Annotated in this window: 16 protein-coding genes; 8 read left to right on the top strand and 8 right to left on the bottom strand. The window is 66.8% G+C overall.

The window, feature by feature from the left end:
- Window positions 1-3: 3 nt before the first annotated feature.
- From QP457_RS11975 to QP457_RS11995, 5 genes are read right to left on the bottom strand one after another with little or no spacing between them, the layout of a single operon-like run.
- Entirely contained in the window at window positions 4-633 is a 630-nt protein-coding gene (locus QP457_RS11975; protein ID WP_205404268.1) for a DUF3299 domain-containing protein, read from the bottom strand.
- Window positions 623-1,177 (bottom strand): DUF3299 domain-containing protein, encoded by a 555-nt coding sequence (locus QP457_RS11980; RefSeq protein ID WP_205404269.1) that lies wholly within the window; start codon window positions 1,175-1,177, stop codon window positions 623-625. The genes QP457_RS11975 and QP457_RS11980 overlap by 11 nt, the downstream gene beginning before the upstream one ends.
- Window positions 1,174-2,427, bottom strand: coding sequence for an ABC transporter permease (locus tag QP457_RS11985; protein WP_100465539.1), 1,254 nt, complete (start codon window positions 2,425-2,427; stop codon window positions 1,174-1,176). The genes QP457_RS11980 and QP457_RS11985 overlap by 4 nt, the downstream gene beginning before the upstream one ends.
- Complete coding sequence (locus QP457_RS11990; protein WP_205404270.1) at window positions 2,420-3,115, bottom strand: ATP-binding cassette domain-containing protein; 696 nt, start codon at window positions 3,113-3,115, stop codon at window positions 2,420-2,422. Before QP457_RS11990 ends, QP457_RS11985 begins: the two co-directional genes overlap by 8 nt.
- Window positions 3,112-3,645, bottom strand: coding sequence for a DUF2796 domain-containing protein (locus tag QP457_RS11995; protein WP_100552636.1), 534 nt, complete (start codon window positions 3,643-3,645; stop codon window positions 3,112-3,114). The genes QP457_RS11990 and QP457_RS11995 overlap by 4 nt, the downstream gene beginning before the upstream one ends.
- A 32-nt stretch (window positions 3,646-3,677) precedes the next feature.
- On the opposite strand from QP457_RS11995, the gene QP457_RS12000 reads away from it, so the two are divergent.
- A complete protein-coding gene (locus tag QP457_RS12000; protein ID WP_099818609.1) occupies window positions 3,678-4,154 on the top strand; it encodes a MerC domain-containing protein in 477 nt (158 codons plus the stop codon).
- A gap of 7 nt (window positions 4,155-4,161) precedes the next feature.
- Here QP457_RS12000 and QP457_RS12005 read toward each other — a convergent pair whose 3' ends face one another.
- A complete protein-coding gene (locus QP457_RS12005; protein WP_240196396.1) occupies window positions 4,162-6,351 on the bottom strand; it encodes a TonB-dependent receptor in 2,190 nt (729 codons plus the stop codon).
- A gap of 123 nt (window positions 6,352-6,474) precedes the next feature.
- On the opposite strand from QP457_RS12005, the gene QP457_RS12010 reads away from it, so the two are divergent.
- From QP457_RS12010 to QP457_RS12030, 5 genes are all read left to right on the top strand, one after another.
- On the top strand, window positions 6,475-7,392 hold the full coding sequence (locus tag QP457_RS12010; protein WP_205404271.1) for an AraC family transcriptional regulator: 918 nt from the start codon (window positions 6,475-6,477) through the stop codon (window positions 7,390-7,392).
- Window positions 7,393-7,527: 135 nt separating this feature from the next.
- Complete coding sequence (gene copC / locus QP457_RS12015) at window positions 7,528-7,905, top strand: copper homeostasis periplasmic binding protein CopC (RefSeq protein ID WP_205404272.1); 378 nt, start codon at window positions 7,528-7,530, stop codon at window positions 7,903-7,905.
- 8 nt (window positions 7,906-7,913) lie between these two features.
- A complete protein-coding gene (gene copD / locus QP457_RS12020) occupies window positions 7,914-8,798 on the top strand; it encodes a copper homeostasis membrane protein CopD (RefSeq protein WP_205404273.1) in 885 nt (294 codons plus the stop codon).
- A gap of 43 nt (window positions 8,799-8,841) precedes the next feature.
- Entirely contained in the window at window positions 8,842-9,540 is a 699-nt protein-coding gene (locus QP457_RS12025; protein ID WP_205404274.1) for a heavy metal response regulator transcription factor, read from the top strand.
- On the top strand, window positions 9,537-10,919 hold the full coding sequence (locus QP457_RS12030; RefSeq protein WP_205404275.1) for a heavy metal sensor histidine kinase: 1,383 nt from the start codon (window positions 9,537-9,539) through the stop codon (window positions 10,917-10,919). Before QP457_RS12025 ends, QP457_RS12030 begins: the two co-directional genes overlap by 4 nt.
- Here QP457_RS12030 and QP457_RS12035 read toward each other — a convergent pair.
- Window positions 10,916-11,806 (bottom strand): LysR family transcriptional regulator, encoded by an 891-nt coding sequence (locus QP457_RS12035; protein ID WP_205404276.1) that lies wholly within the window; start codon window positions 11,804-11,806, stop codon window positions 10,916-10,918. The genes QP457_RS12030 and QP457_RS12035 overlap by 4 nt on opposite strands.
- Before the next feature lie 106 nt (window positions 11,807-11,912).
- Here QP457_RS12035 and QP457_RS12040 point away from each other — a divergent pair, with 106 nt between their 5' ends.
- Entirely contained in the window at window positions 11,913-12,656 is a 744-nt protein-coding gene (locus tag QP457_RS12040) for an SDR family oxidoreductase (protein WP_205404277.1), read from the top strand.
- Between the two features lie 74 nt (window positions 12,657-12,730).
- Here the strand turns inward: QP457_RS12040 and QP457_RS12045 are convergent, their stop codons facing one another.
- Window positions 12,731-15,082, bottom strand: coding sequence for a GH92 family glycosyl hydrolase (locus QP457_RS12045; RefSeq protein WP_205404278.1), 2,352 nt, complete (start codon window positions 15,080-15,082; stop codon window positions 12,731-12,733).
- Window positions 15,083-15,545: 463 nt separating this feature from the next.
- Here QP457_RS12045 and QP457_RS12050 point away from each other — a divergent pair, with 463 nt between their 5' ends.
- Window positions 15,546-15,794, top strand: coding sequence for a hypothetical protein (locus QP457_RS12050; protein WP_089235796.1), 249 nt, complete (start codon window positions 15,546-15,548; stop codon window positions 15,792-15,794).
- The last annotated feature ends 67 nt before the right edge of the window (window positions 15,795-15,861 follow it).

The following is a 15,861-nucleotide window of genomic DNA, read 5'->3' on the forward strand; positions in this document are numbered from 1 at the left end:
TGGTCATCGGGTGATCGCGGAAAGCGTCGCCGCGGCTGCGTCATAGGACGCGCTGGCGATATCCGCCTCGAAGTGCTTCACCTGCAGGCGCCCTGACAGCCGGTAGGGATCCCACAACGCGCCCATCGTGATCGGGGTGGCCAATGTCACATGGATGATCTGGTTCGGCGGAGGCGGCGGTACGTGGATGCACGCGCCATAGAACGGCACGAACAGCAGCTCGTCCACCTGTCCGGCGTCGTTCATTGCCAGCGGCACCACATAGCCATCCAGGTCCAGCGCCCGTCCATCCACGCCATCGACCACCGCCGACGAGCCGAACTGTTGCGCGCGCATGGGGCTGGAATGATCGATGGTCTGCCCCGGCAGCGAGCCCGAACCGGTGTCGTCAATCAATCCGCCTACCCCATCCATGCCGTTGCCACGCGACAGCCCGATCTGCGGCGGTGGACGCTGGAAGCTGTCCTCCCCGGGCATCAGCGCGTCCCAGCGGTCGATCACTGCGACTTTCGCCGCTGGCGAAGCGGCAGCGGCATCGTCCCGTGGTCGCGGTACCTCCACGGCGGGTCGGCCACAGCTGGTCAGCAGAACACCGGCAAGCACACCGGTAAACACCTTCGCGCTACGGTTCATATGGCCTCAATTCGGCGTCGGCCATGCTGTAGGCCGAGCCGGCAAGATCATCGTCCACCCGCTCGGCACGCAGCACCCCGGTCAGGAAGAACGGCGAGTACATGTCGGGCATGGCGATCGGCTGCGGCAGCACCACGTGCACGATCTGGTTCGGTGGCGGCGGTGGCACGTGGATGCACGCGCCGTAGTACGGCACGAACAGGAATTCGAGCAGTCGACCGTCTGCCGCATTGGCCAAGGGCACGACATAGCCCGGCAACCGCACCGCGCGATCCAGTACCGCGTCCACGGTACGGAAGGTACCGAACTGGGCCATGCGCCGGTTGCCGCTGTGCTTCACCTCCGGCCCCTCACCGCGCTCCAGTGCGGCCAGTTCATCGCCCGGCAGCATCTGCAACCAGTCCAGCTCCTGCTCGCTTTCGGTGCCGGCACTGTCCTGCACCGGCGAGGGAGGCAGTGCCTGCACACCGGTATCGGTCGGCCGTGTGCAGGCAGCCAGCAGCATGGCCGCAGCCAGCAGCAACCCGCGGACACCCGTGCTCATGACGCAGGCGCCAGGCCATCGGCCAGGGTGCGCCGGTAGGCCAGCAGCGCAGGCAGCAGGCCTGCGACCGCGCTGATCAGCAGCACGCCACCCACCCAGGCTAGTTCGCGCGCGTCCGGCCAGACGTGGGTGATCGACAGACCGAAATTGGCCAGCGCCCAGCTGCGCCCCACCACGCTGGCGCAGGTCAGCACGGCCAGCGCCAGCGCGCAGGCCATCGCTGCGGTGGCCACGGCTTCAACGACCAGCAGGCAGGCCACATAGGCCGGACGCGCACCGGTAGCGCGCAGCACCGCCATCTCGCGACGCCGCTCCTGCAGCGTCGATACCAGCAGCGCCATCAGCGAAACCATGCCCAGCAGCACCACCATCGCACTGATCAACTGCAGCGCGCGCTCGGCGGTGCCCAGCGACTGCCACAGCTGCTGCAGGGTCACGCCGGGCAGGATCGCCTGCAGCGCTTCGTCGGGATACTCGTTGATGCTGCGCTGCACGCCGAAGGTGGCGATGCGCGAGTTCAGGCCGAGCATGAAGGCGGTGATGCTGGTCGGGGTCAGGTCGAGCTGGCGTGCCTGTTCGGCGCTGACATGCTGGCTGCGAAGCTGCACGCCGGAGCGCCAGTCGACATGGATCGCCTCGATCGCCGGCAGTGACACCAGCACGGAAGAATCCACCGGCGTGCCGGTCCGCTGCAGGATGCCGACCACACGGAACGGCTTGTCGGCATGCGTGGCCAGCGTTACCGCACCCGTGCCATGGGCCAGCACGATGTCAGCGCCCACGCCGATGTGCGCCGCCTGTGCCACTTCAGCACCAACCACCGCGTCATACAGGTCGTCGAACGGCTTGCCCTGTGCGAACGCCAGCGGATGCCCTGCGCCATGCCGGTAATGTTCGAAGTAGCCGGCAGTGGTGCCGATCACCCGATAGCCCCGCCAGGAATCGCCCAATGACAGCGGTACTGCCCATTTCACCTGCGGCAGCGCCGACAGTTCCTGGTAGGACTGCCAGGACACGTTGTTGGTCGGGTCGCCGATATGGAACACCGAGTACAGCAGCAGGTTCACCGGCCCCGAGCGCGCGCCGACGATCAGGTCAGTGCCCGACACGGTGCTGGCAAAGCCCTCGTGGGCCTGCGTGCGGATGCGTTCCACCCCCAGCAGCAGGACCACACTCAGGGTGATGACCAGCACGGTCAGGCTCACGCTCAGGGCGCGGCTGCGCAGGCTGGCCCAGGCCAACTCAAACATGTGCGCCCCCTGCACGGTTCAGATCACCCAGCGACAGCACCTGGTCGAACAACGGCTGCAGGCGGTCATCGTGGCTGACCACCAGCGCGGTGGTGCCGGCGGCGCGGCACTGCGCGGACATCAGCTGCAGGAAGGCCGTGGCCGCGTCGGGGTCCAGCGCCGAAGTCGGTTCGTCGGCCAGCAGTACCGCTGGGCGGCCGATCAAGGCACGGGCAGCGGCAACGCGCTGCTGCTGGCCGACGCTGAGCGTGCCCGCCGCACGCGGCATCAGTGCCGGGTCCAGCTGCAGCGCGCGCAGCAGGCGCGCGATCTCGGCATCCAGCCCACCGTCGATGCGCGCATTGCGCAACGGCGAGAAGCGCACGCCCAGGGCGATGTTGTTGCGCACGCTCAGGAACGGCAGCAGGTTGAACTGCTGGAAGATCACGCCCAGCTGATCGGCGCGGAAACGATCACGCGCGGCGGCACCGAGCGTGTTCACCGCGTGGCCGGCGACACGGATACTGCCGCGGCCCGGCAGCAGGATGCCTGCCAGCAGGCCCAGCAGCGTGCTCTTGCCCGAGCCGCTGGTGCCGCGCAGCAGCACGCTGCTGCCCGTACTCACCTGCAGCTGTGCGATGTCAAGCACTGCCCGGTCTGCGTAGCCGAACTGCACGCCCTGCAGGTCGATGATGGCGGCCTCGTTCATGGCGCCAGCGGCACCCGCAGGCTGTCGGCGGTCACCACGCTGCGGCCTTGCCCGGTCGACGTCGCGGTATTGACGATCACCTCATGCAGACCCGGAAACAGCGTCGGCAGCGGCAATGCCAGCCCACGCAATGCCGCCGGGTTGGCGCAGTGGTAGCGCAGTGCTGCGGTGAATCCGGCATGCGTGTGCTGGCCAGGCTGGGTTGCCACTGCTACTGGCGCAAAGCCCTCCGCAGTCGCCTCGGCATGGTCCAACCGGCACTGCGCAGCGCTCGGCAAGGTGACCCAGCTGCCGCTCTGCAGGATCGACCGCGCCCGCGCCAATGCGGCCTGTTCGCGGCTGTCGGCAGGTGGTCGTTCGAAATCGAGGATGCCGATGCCCGGCGCACGCAGTGCCAGCTCCAGCGTTCCCTGGTCCACGGCCAGATCGACATCGGCCTGGCCATGGACATGCGCATCGTGATGGCGCACGTCGTGGGCGTTCGCAGAATGAGCAGCAAGCAGCAGTAGAAGGGCGGCAGAACGTTTCATGGGGGAGCTCCGTATTGTTACTATGTAACATTATGGACCACATCCCGACCTCGCCCGCAAGGGCCCGCACCCAGCCGCCAGCTTCGGCACGCTGGCATCCCCGCTTCGATCTGGCAGGCGCCTGGCTGTCGCTGGCCTGTGCCGCGCATTGCGTGGCCCTGCCCCTGCTGCTGGCCTTCACGCCCGCGGCGATGATGGCGCTGCGCTCGTTCCAGCACCCTGGCCACGCGGCGATGACCGCGCTGCTGGTGATGTCACGCTGGGAATGGCTGTTCGCGCTGCTGGCCTCGACGATCGCCGTGCTCAGCACCGCCGCCGGCCGGCGCCGCCATCAGCGCGCACTGCCGCTGTGCGTGGCCCTTGCAGGCGCGATCCTGCTGCTGTCCGCCTCGCTGTACCTGCCGTTGAAGGAATCGCTGCTCTGGCATGGCGCTGCCACCGCCTGCGGAGGGGTGATGCTGGCCGTCGCACATCTGCGCAACCGGCGGGCCCTGCGGTCCGCCGGCTGATGCTCCTTCAGAACCGGTAGCCGACCTCGGCACCGACAATGCGCGGGCTGTCCACCGGCCCGTAGTAGTTGCCATCGCGGCCGAAGGCCAGGTTGTCGAAGATCAGGCCGTTGATGCGGCGCTTGTCGGTCAGGTTCTGCACGAACACGCGCGTGCTCCACGGGCCCCGCTCGTAACCCAGTTGCACGCCCAGTACGGCCACGGCCGGCTGGAACGCGCGGTTGCGCTCGTCCAGCGCGCTGGAACCGGTGAACTGCGATTCCACCCGGGCATAGATGCCGGAATCGAACTGATACCGCGCGGCCAGGTAGCCGGTGTAGTGCGGCGTCAGCTTGACCCGCTTGCCGTGCAGGTTCTCCTGCGGGCTGACCCACAGCTTGGTGTACGTCGCATCGACATAGCCGACATTGGCCATCACCGTGAACCCCGGCGCGACTTCAAACACCCCTTCCAGCTCTGCACCGCGCGAACGTATCGAGGCATCCGAGCCCACGTAGTCGGAGGAGATCGGCCGGCCGTTGGCATCGGTGGCCACCTGGATTTCCTGCCAGTTGTCCGAGCTGATATGGAACAGCGCGCCGCCGATATGGCCGCGGCCGCCCGCCAGGTTCATCTTGAAGCCCACTTCATGGCTCCACATGCGTTCGGATTCGTAGCGCAGCACCTTGTCGTTGATCACATCGCTCTGCGCGGCGGCCAGGTTGAAGCCACCGGGGATATAGCCCTTGGCCGAGGCCGCGTAGAACGACAGATCATCGCTGGCGTCATAGCGCAACGAGACGCGCGGCAACGTGGCCGAGAACGTATGCGCCAGGGCGGCGTCGCGGTAGCGCACCAGGCCCCCGGCACCCAGGTCGAGGAATCCGGCCCGCTGTTCGGTGGAGCGGCGGGCCTGCTCGTGGCGGATGCCGAGGCTGGCGGTCAGCTTCGGCAATGCCGGCAGCGTGTAGCTGGCGGTCGCGAAAACACTGTAGTCCTCACCCTTGGAGGTCTGCCGCGGCGCCAGGTTGTAACTGTCCAGCCCGCGCAGCGCCGGGCCGACGAAGGTGCCCTGGATCGAATCCTTGTCGATGCGATAGGTCGATACACCGGCCATCCAGGTCAGCGCCTGGTCGCTGGGCGAGCTGAAGCGCGCCTCGGCATTCCATGCATTCTTCTTGTCGTAGATGTAGCCGGCCAACGCGGAGCTGGCGGTCATGTCGAAGTCATAGCCAGCCGAGGTGGTTTCTTCGCTGCGGTACGAGGCGGCAACATCCAGGGTGCCGGACTGCAGTTGCCACTGCGCGCTGAGGCCGGCAACGGTCTCGTCCTTTTCGGTGCGCTTGGGCGCATCGTTGATGTAGGTGAAGTCACCCGCGTGACGGCCACCATTGAGACGGTCGCCATAGGTGCGGTTGTACAGGCCGGTATCCAGCGGCAGGTACTCGTACTCGAACATGCCCGGTGCGCGTGTGCGCAGGTGATAGGCCAAGGCGTTGACGGTCACGTAATCGCTGGGCCGCCAGCGCAGCTTGCCTTGCAGGTAGCCCTCTTTCACTTCGCCGCGCGCGCCGTACGGGGTCAGGTTCTTCAGGTGGGCATCCTCATCGGAGCCCATGAACGCCACCGAGCCCGACAGCGTGCCGTCCTTGCTCAGCGGGCCCGCCAGGAAGCCATCCACGGCCGTGCCGTTGCCGTTGCCGAACCAGGTGCTGCGCACGTTCACCTCACCCTCGCGGGTATCGGCCGGGCCGCGCGTGCGCACCAGCACCAGCCCCGATTCGCTGTTGGCGCCGTACAGGGTTCCCTGCGGCCCCCGCAGCACCTCGACCGATTCCACCTGGTTGAGTACCGCGTTGCTCAGCTCGCGGAACGGGATGCCATCGATGTAGACCGACGCGCGGTTGACCAGGAAAGGATTGGATTCGATGCCGCGGATGGAAATGAACATGTTGCTCAGCTGGCCCATCACGTTGAACTTCACGTTGGGGGCCAGCTTGTCCAGGTCACGGAACTCGGTGACACCGGCTTCTTTCAGCGCCTGCCGGTCAAGCACGGTCACCGACAGGTCACTCTTCAGGTAGGGCGTATCGCGCTTGGAACCGGTGACCACCACGCCATCGAGGGTGGTGGCATCGGCGGACTGCGCGTGGGCGGGAAGAACAGGAACGAGCAACGACGCTGCGACGAGGGCAGCGGAGGAAACGGGGACTTTCAAGGGCAACCTCATGAGGAACGGAAACGCGCCTGGCGGGCCGGCTGGCGCAAACTGTTATCTTGTAACATTCGACGCTCGCCGCCACTCCATTGCAGTCAGCGCTGCTCCATTCCTGGACCCGCCATGCCCGCCCTCGCCGACCAGTTGCACCGGGAAGCCGCCCAGCCCATGGAGGGAACCGTGACCAGCGAGGATGGCTCGGTCGTTCTGCTGCGCCATGGTTTCCAGGCCAGCGAAGGCCCCATGGGGCACCCGCACCAACTGCGGCTGGGCCTGCTGCTGGCCGGTGGCGGCAACCTGTACCAACGCACGACTGCCGGGGTATTGCATGCACCGTGGCATCCGGGCCAGTTCAACGTGGTACTGCCCGGCGATCATGGACACTACGCCAGCCCTGCGGTGGAGCTGCTGGGAATGGCCATCGATACCGCGCAGTGGCGCGATGCTCCTGGCGGCTTCCCGGACGTTCCTTCCCTTTCCCTGCGACTGCATCGCGACCCGGTCATCGCCTCCGTACTGCACGCACTATGGTCGAGCGCACAGGCTGACGCCTGCGTGCCTGGCTTCCTGCAGTACGGTGCAGAGGTAGTGGTGCGGCGATTGGCCCAGCTTGCCGGCCAACCACACGCCCGGCCGCCGATGGCCGCACCGCTGTCATCGCGGCAGCTGCGCCAGCTGCAGGGCTTCATTGAAGAACACCGTTCGCAGCCGCTGGATGTCGCAGCACTGGCCGGCGTACTCGGCATGGAACCGACCACCTTCAGCCGCGCGCTGCGCGCCGCCACCGGCATGCCACCGTATGCCTACCTGACCCAGCAGCGCATGCAGTGGGCGCAGTGTGCGTTGTCCGCAGGGCAGAGCGTCACCGATGTTGCGCTTGCCTGCGGCTACGCCAATCCCAGCAAGTTCGCCGCGGCCTTCCGGCGTGTGGCCGGTTGCACGCCCAGCGCGTGGGCCGCGCAAGGCACCACCCACCCAGGCCCTATCCGTCGAACGGACGCTGACCCAGCGTCTTCGTCACGTGGTCGAGGGAACAGATGATGCGCGCGGCCAGCGCGGTGTCCAGGACGCCGGAAGGGCATGAGTGGACCTGACGGTTCGGTAATGTCCGGGTCAGGGCGATGACAGGCACTGCCCCGCAGGCTGTCGTTCACTTTCTTCCCTCGGTGAACCTCGATGTCGCACTCCCTGTTGCGCCCTGCTTCGTTGGCCTTGCTGTTGCTCGGCCTGGCCGCAGCACCATGGGCGCTGGCCCATCCCAGCCTGGTGCGTTCCTCCCCGGCTGCGGGTGCCACCGTGGCTCCTGCCAACCAGATCGAACTGCAGTTCAGCGAACGGGTGCTGCCGCGTGCCACCCGCATCGAACTGCGCATGGCCCATGGCCGCCTGCAGATGGCCATACCCACGGCCTCGCAGCAGGTCTCCGCCGACGGATACACGCTCCGTGCCGGCTTCGCGACGCCCCTGTCCGCCGGCGAATACCATCTGCAGTGGCGTGCGGTCGGCCAGGACAGCCACCCGATCACTGGTGATTACCGCTTCACTGTGAAATAACAGCAGTGGTGGACGAGCTCTCTCCCTATGGCCTGCGGCTGGCCCTGTACCTGTTGTCGATGCTGCTGTTCGGGAGGCTGCTGTTCGTGCGCCCGGCGCTGCCGCGCGGCATCTTCCTTCCATTGACCGCCGGTGCCCTCGCCCTGGTGGGGGTTGATGCGCTGGCACGCGTCTCCAGCCTACTGGGTCTGCCAGCGGCCGACATCGACCGTGACACCGCGATCTGGTTCGCCACTGGCACGCCGGTGGGCGTTGCCACGACGCTGCGCGCATTGGCGTTGCTGCTGGCTTTCGTCCTGCTGCTGCCGACTGCAACGGTGCGGGGCGCGCGTCGACTGGCGCTGCTGGTACTTGCCGCAGCGGCCTTGGGCAGCCTGGCCTGGAATGGCCACGCCGTCGCCGGCGACGGGCTCGCTGGCGATCTGCGGCTCGGCGCCGGCATCGTGCACCTGCTTGCGGCGGGCGCGTGGGTAGGAGCGATCGCCGCGTTCCTGCAGTTGGCGCTACGTCGCCAAGGGCCGGGCCTGCGTCATCGCACGCACCAGCTGTGGAAAGCCACGCACCGCTTCGCCCTGCCAGGCACCGCCATCGTCGCGTTGCTGGCGATGACCGGCACCTACAGCTACGTCGACCTGGGTGGCTCGCTGCACACCCTGACCGGCACCGCCCACGGGCGCTGGCTGCTGTTCAAGCTGGGCCTGGTTGCCGCGATGCTGCTGCTGGCGGCCCTGCATCGTTGGCGCCTGGTGCCTGCACTGGCCGTGGCGATCCACGCAGGCTGGCAACCCCGCCCTCTGCGCTCGCTGCGCCGCGGCCTGGCCTGCGAGGCCACATTGGCGCTGCTGGTACTGGCCTGCGTGGCCGTGCTCGGCACCCTGGACCCGCGGGCATGAACAGCGCTCTGCTAGCCTGCGCCTGCATCTCTCCAGGTGAATCATGAAGCTGCTGATCGTTGAAGATGAGCCGAAAACCGGCAGCTACCTGCGCCAAGGCCTCGTTGAAGCCGGCTACGTGGTGGATCTGGCCTGCGACGGCCTGGATGGACTGCATCTGGCCCAGAGCGGTGAGTACCACCTGGTCATCCTTGACGTGATGCTGCCCAGGCTGGACGGCTGGAACGTGCTTTCGCGGTTGCGTGCCGGCGGCGACCAGGTGCCGGTACTGTTCCTGTCCGCGCGCAGCAGCATCGCCGATCGGGTCCAGGGGCTGGAGCTGGGGGCCGATGACTACCTGGCCAAGCCGTTCGCCTTCGCCGAGCTGCTGGCCCGTGTGCGCACCCTGCTGCGGCGTGGCCAGGCAACGCCGCTGGCCGAGCGGATCGTGGTCGCCGACCTGGTGGTCGACACTCTGCGCCGGCGGGTGGAACGCAACGGCCAGCGCATCACGCTCAGTCCGAAGGAATACACCCTGCTGGAGCTGCTTGCACGTCGTCGTGGCGAAGTGCTGCCACGTTCGTTGATCGCCTCGCAGGTCTGGGACATGAATTTCGACAGTGATACCAACGTCATCGACGTGGCGATCCGCCGCCTGCGCGCGAAGATCGACGACGACTTCGTCGACAAGCTGATCGTGACGGTGCGCGGCATGGGCTACGTGCTGGAGGCACCCGAGGACGCCACGGCGCGCAACGCATGAGACCGCGCCTTTCCATCGCCACCCGGCTGACCGTGCTGTTCGCCACGGTGGCCACCGTGGTGCTCGCTGCACTGGGCGTGGCGATCTACCTCAGTGCACGCCACGACCTGGTCGCGCAGGACTTTACCGAGCTAGAAAACAAGGTCGCGTTGATCGCCGACCTGGCTGCAGGCGGCGCTGCCGGGCAACGTGCGCAGCGTTTGGCCGAGGCGCTCGGCCATCATCCCGATATCGAATTCCACATCATCGACGAACACGGCACGCCGCTGTTTTCCACGGCATCGCCCCTGCTTCGCAAGCATGCACGGACGCAGCCGGCCGATCTGGCGGTACGTCGCCACGACTGGACCTTGGCCGATGGCAGCTGCCTGCACGTGCTGCATCTGCGCCAGCCGCTGGCAGACGGCAGCACGTTGACCACCCTGCTGGCCATCGACGACGCACGCCACGCGGCGTTCCTGCAGCGCTTCCGCCACCTGCTGGCAATCGCCATCGTGACTGCTGCATTGGCCAGCAGCCTGCTGGGGGGCTATGTGGTGCGGCGCACGCTGCGCCCCCTGCGGGCGCTGTCCGACGAGGCCCGGCAGATCACCGCAGGACGTCTGCAACGGCGTCTTTCTGCCGATGCCGCGCCAGCAGAACTGGAGCAGCTGGCGCAGACACTCAACGGCATGCTGGCCCGCCTGCAGCAGGATTTCGCCCGCCTCACCGAATTCTCCGGTGATCTGGCCCACGAACTGCGTACGCCGATCACCAACATGTTGACCCAGGTGCAGGTGGTACTGGCGCACCCACGCAGCAACGACGCTTACCGCGAAACCCTGGCCTCCTGTGCTGAAGAACTGCAGCGGCTGGCCCAGACGGTCAGCGACCTGCTCTATCTGGCGCAGGCCGAGGCACCGGGTGCCCTGCCCTCGCGCGAGCACGTGGCGCTGGAAGATGTGGTGGACTCCCTGCTGGAGTTCTACAGCCTGCTGGCCGAGGATCGGCAGCTGCAGCTGCGCCGCGAAGGTCGCGCCAGCGTGCAGGGCAATCGGTTGATGCTGCACCGGGCAATCGCCAACCTGCTGTCCAACGCGCTGCAGCACGCCACTGCGGGTACGCCGGTGGTGGTAACGCTGGAAGAGGCCGCCGGGCAATGCCGGATCACCGTACACAACAGCGGCACGGCGATCAGCGCCGACATCCTGCCGCGGCTGTTCGATCGCTTCCATCGCGGCGAGCGCGGACACACGCGCAGTGATGGCGCAGGCCTGGGCCTGGCGATCACCCGCGCCATCGTGCAGGCGCATGGCGGTTCAGCCACCGTGACATCCGGCGCAACGGGTACGACGTTCGAACTGCTGCTGCCCTCGCGGCCAGCAACACCCTCAGCCTAGATCGCCTCGAACACACCCGCCACCCAGTCGATGAACACCCGCAGCCGTGGCGATGGCGTGCGGTTGCGCGGATAGACCAGGCTGACCGGGCTCGGCGTGGGCGGCATCTCGGGCAGCAGCTCCAGCAGCTGCCCGCGCGCGATGTACGGGTCCATCCGGTAACGCGGCGCCTGGATGATGCCCAACCCGGCCAGCGCGGCACCGAGGAAGGCGTCGGCACCGGACACCCGCACGCGTGCCGGCAACGGCACATGGCGCACCTGGCCGCCCTGCTGGAACTCCAGCGGAATCAGCTGGCCGGTGGCGCTGGAACGGTAGCCGACCATCTGGTGTCCCGCTGCCAGCGACGCGATGTTCTCAGGCTGCCCGTACGCCTGCACGTAGGCAGGCGATGCCACCGTGACCTCGCGCAGCAACGCCAGGCGCCGCGCGGCCAGATCGCTGTCGGCCAGGGTGCCCACGCGGATGGCCGCATCCACGCCCTCGCGCAGCAGGTCGACATAGCGGTCGCCCTCGCTGACCTCCAGTTCGATGTCCGGGTAACGCTGCAGGAAATCCGGCAGGTGCGGGAACAGCAGGTGACGGCCCAGCGTACCGTGCACTTCGATGCGCAGTGGCCCGCGCGGTGGCACGTCACGGAACGCGGCTTCAGCATCATCCATGTCCGCGATCAGGCGCAGGCAGCGGCCATAGAAGGCTTCGCCTTCCAGCGTCGGCACCACCACGCGCGTGGTCCGGTGCAGCAGGCGCACGCCCAGGCGCAGCTCCAATGCCTTGATCGCGTCTGTCACCGTGGCCCGCGGCAGCCCCAGGTCTTCGGCGGCACGGCTGAAGCTGCGGCGCTCGACGATCCGGACGAAGGCACGCAGGGCAGTGAATCGATCCATTGTTCGGCTGACCGGATGATGTTTCCGGATTATCCATGATTATCCGCGACGGCGGAGAGACGAAGATGGCCCTGCGCCATCCCGGCGTGACTTCCTGGAATGTGCCATGACCTCCCCCGCTTCCCGCTCTGTCGCCCTGGTCACCGGCGGCTCCCGTGGCATCGGCGCTGCCATCTCGCGCCGCCTGGCCGCCGACGGCCACGCCGTGGCAATCAACTATGCCGGCCGCCGCGATGAGGCCGAGGCACTGGCTGCCGAACTGACCGCCCATGGCGGCCACGCCATGGCCCTGCAGGCCGATGTGGCCGACCCGCACGCCGTGCATGCCTTGTTCGACGCGATCGAGGCGCGCTTCGGTGGCATCGACGTGGTGGTCAACAGTGCCGGCGTGCTGCAGTTGGCCGCACTGGCCGACAGCGATGATGCATTGTTCGACCGCGTGATCGGCATCAACCTCAAGGGCGCATTCAATGTGCTGCGCGAGGCCGCGCGACGCGTGCGCGATGGTGGCCGCATCGTTACCCTGAGCACCAGCGTGGTGGGCATCAAGCTGGAAAACTACAGCGTGTATGCCGCCAGCAAGGCCGCGGTGGAAACGATGGGGGCGATCCTCAGCAAGGAACTGCGCGGGCGTGGCATCACCGTGAACGCGGTGGCGCCCGGGCCGACCGCCACCGATCTGTTCCTGGACGGGAAGTCGCCGGAGCTGATCGAGCGGCTGGCGAAGATGAACCCATTGGAGCGGCTGGGTACGCCGGAAGACATCGCCGGTGCGGTGGCGTTCCTGGCCGGTGCCGATGGTGGCTGGATCAACGGCCAGGTGCTGCGCGCCAATGGTGGGATGGTGTAGATCGCATGCCAACCAAGGTTGGCATCTACCAGATCACGCCACATCGGTAGTCGCCCACCTTGGTGGGCGCTGCGTCACGGACTCATCGAATACGGCGCCTGCGCGCCCTGCCCCGGCCAGTCCTTGTTCGGTTCGGCCTGCATGGTGAAATGCAGCTCGCCACCAGCCAGGATCTCATCGTGGCGCAGGAAGGTGCGCTGCAACGGCTTGCCGTTGAGGGTCACGCTGCCGACATAGGTGTGCTTGTCGTCCAGGCCTTCGGCCACGATGGTGAAGGTCTTTCCGTTCGGCAACCGCATTGCGGTCTTCGGCAGGAACGGCCGGCCGAGGATGTACTCGCCCGAGCCCGGCGCCACCGGGTAGAAGCCCAGCGCGGTGAACACATACCACGCCGACATCTGGCCCACGTCATCGTTGCCGGCCAGGCCATCGGGGCGGTCGGCGTACTGGGTGTCCATGATCTGCTTCAGGCGTGCCTGCGTGCGCCACGGCTGGCCGGCATGCGAGTACAGGTAGGCCACGTGGTGGCTGGGTTCGTTGCCATGCGCATACCAGCCGATCAGGCCGGTGATGTCTTCCATGTGTTCGAAGATGGCCGGATCGACCTTGGCGTTGAACACTTCATCCAGGCGCGCCAGCAGCTTGTCGCTGCCACCATGTGCGGCGGCCAGACCAGCCACGTCCTGCGGCACGTACCACGAGTACTGCCAGGCATTGCCCTCGGTGTAGTCGGTGCCGTAGCCGCTGGCGCTGGGGTCGAACGGGGTGCGGAAGTTGCCATCGCGCTTGCGCGCACGCATGAAGCCGGTGTCCTTGTCGAAGGCATTGCGCCAGTTGCCGGCACGCTTGTCGAAGGTTGCCGCCACATCGGCCTTGCCCATCGCCTGTGCCATGCGCGCGATGGTCCAGTCATCGAAGGCGTACTCCAGCGTCTTGCTGGCCGCTTCGCCTTCTTCGTCGATCGGCACGTAGCCCAGCTCACGATACTGCGCGATGCCATCGTAAGGACCGTAGTTGGCGGTCTCCACCATCGCCTTCAGCGCCTTGTCCGCGTCGAAACCACGGATACCCTTCACGTAGGCATCGGCGATCACCGGCACCGCGTGGTAGCCGATCATGCACCAGTCTTCCAGGCCATGGAACGACCACACCGGCAACATGCCGTAAGGGCTGTGCTCGTGATGGGCCAGCATGGAATTGACGAAATCGCTGTTGCGCTTTTCCGGCTGCACCAGGGTCAGCAACGGGTGCAGCGCCCGATAGGTATCCCACAGCGAGAACGTCGAATAATTCGTATAGCCCTTGGCCTGGTGCACGGCATTGTCGGCGCCGCGGTACTGGCCGTCGGCATCCATGAACAGCGTCGGCCCCAGCAGCGTGTGGTACAGCGCGGTGTAGGCGCTGCGAAGTGCATGCTCCGGCGCGTCGATATCCAGCACCGACAATGCCTGCGTCCACTCCTGCTTTGCCTGCGCACGCACGCGGTCGAAATCGAAGTCGGCCACTTCGGCATCCAGGTTGGCGATGGCGCCCGCCTCGCTGACCGGCGAGATCGCCACCTTCACCACCAGCGGCGCCTCCAGCTTGCCGAAGTCGAAGGTGCCCACCAGCTGCCGCCCCTCGATCTGCGCGCGCTGCTTCGGGTCCTTCTCGCCCGGGGGCGCAAAGCCCTTGTAGACGATGTCCTGTTCGGAGTTGTGCAGTTCGTGGCTGGCCAGGGGCCGCGAGAAGCGCATCGCGAAGTACAGCTGGCGGCCGGCGGCCCAGCCGCGGGTCTCGCGGAAGCCGGTGACGGTGCCATCGTCGCGCACGCGTACCCGTGACCACAGGATCTTGCCCGGGTAGTCATACATGCTGGTGCGCATGTCCAGCAGCACCTTGGCCTCGGTGCCCTTGGGGAACGCATAGCGATGCACGCCCACGCGCGCGCTGGTGGTCAGCTCGGCGCGCACCTTGTAGTCGTCCAGGGTGACCGCGTAGTAGCCCGGCTCGGCCTTCTCGTCGTTATGGCGGAAGCGCGAGGCGTAACCACTCCTGGGCTTCTCGGGGTCGCCGCGCTCCAGGCCCGGGTTGCCGGTGAACGGCATCAGCAGGATGTCGCCCAGGTCTGAATGGCCGGTGCCGGAAAAATGCGTGTGCGAGAAGCCGACCATGCTGCTGTCGTCATAGCGATATCCCGCCGCCCAGCCATAAGCCTTCTCTCGCGGCTGGATGCGAGTATCCGGACTGAGCTGGACCATGCCGAACGGCACTGTCGCACCGGGGTAGGTGTGCCCCTCACCGCCGGTACCGATGAACGGATCGACCGAGGCATAGGCCTTGTCGGCGGCAGTCTTGGCCGGGGCGGCCACAGCCAGGCCGGAGGCAAACATCGCCGTAGCGGCGACAGCGATCAGGAGACGACGGTCCAGCGTGGGCATCGGCATTTGGATCGATTCAGATGGTGGTCAGATCCTAGCACCGGGGTGGCGGTGTCGCATGCTGCAGTGCGGATGCCGCCTTCAACCTGTGCCTCTGCAACCAATTGAATGGATCGGCGCTGGGATTGAATGGATGCTGGCAAGGGTGGCAGGCCCATTTCGATGCGAACGCGCCAGCGGTTGTCGAAATGCGCACTCCTGAAAAAAATCAGCCCGTAAATGGAGACTTCGAGATGCAATCCCTATTGGAACAGACCGCCATTGCGTGTGCAGGATGTCCGCGCAGCGCGAACGCACGCTGCCGGGTGTGGAACCCCGAAATGAGCCTTGGGAGCTGCTTGCCGTGACTACGGCGGGCGGTGCGCGGCGGCCGCATGGCCCTCCGGCTTTTCCCAAAGCTCAGCCGAAGTTCCAACCCCGCACCGCCCGCCACCCTTGCGGTGGCCACGTCCCCTCAAGGAGCCATCGCATGTCGCATGAACCGCCCATCCTGACCCCGGAAATGGAATCCCTGTTCTTCCGCATCGAGCACGCCCTGAACACCGCCGAGGGCATGGCGATGATGATCGGCGAGAACGAGCCGGCCGACCCGCAGGCGCATCTACGTCCGGGTTACAGCGTGCAGAAGATCAGTGTTGCGATGATGGCGCTGAGCCAGCATGGCCGGCGGTTGCTGCATGAACTGCGCGAGCAGCATGTGCGGGTGACGCTGCATTGAAGCATGTAGAGCCGAGCCCATGCTCGACTCTGGTGTGATCGAGCACTACGGTTGGTGACGGAGCACG

The sequence above is a fragment of the Stenotrophomonas sp. As-7 genome (assembly GCF_030291015.1).
In the GTDB taxonomy this organism is placed as follows: Bacteria; Pseudomonadota; Gammaproteobacteria; order Xanthomonadales; family Xanthomonadaceae; genus Stenotrophomonas; species Stenotrophomonas lactitubi.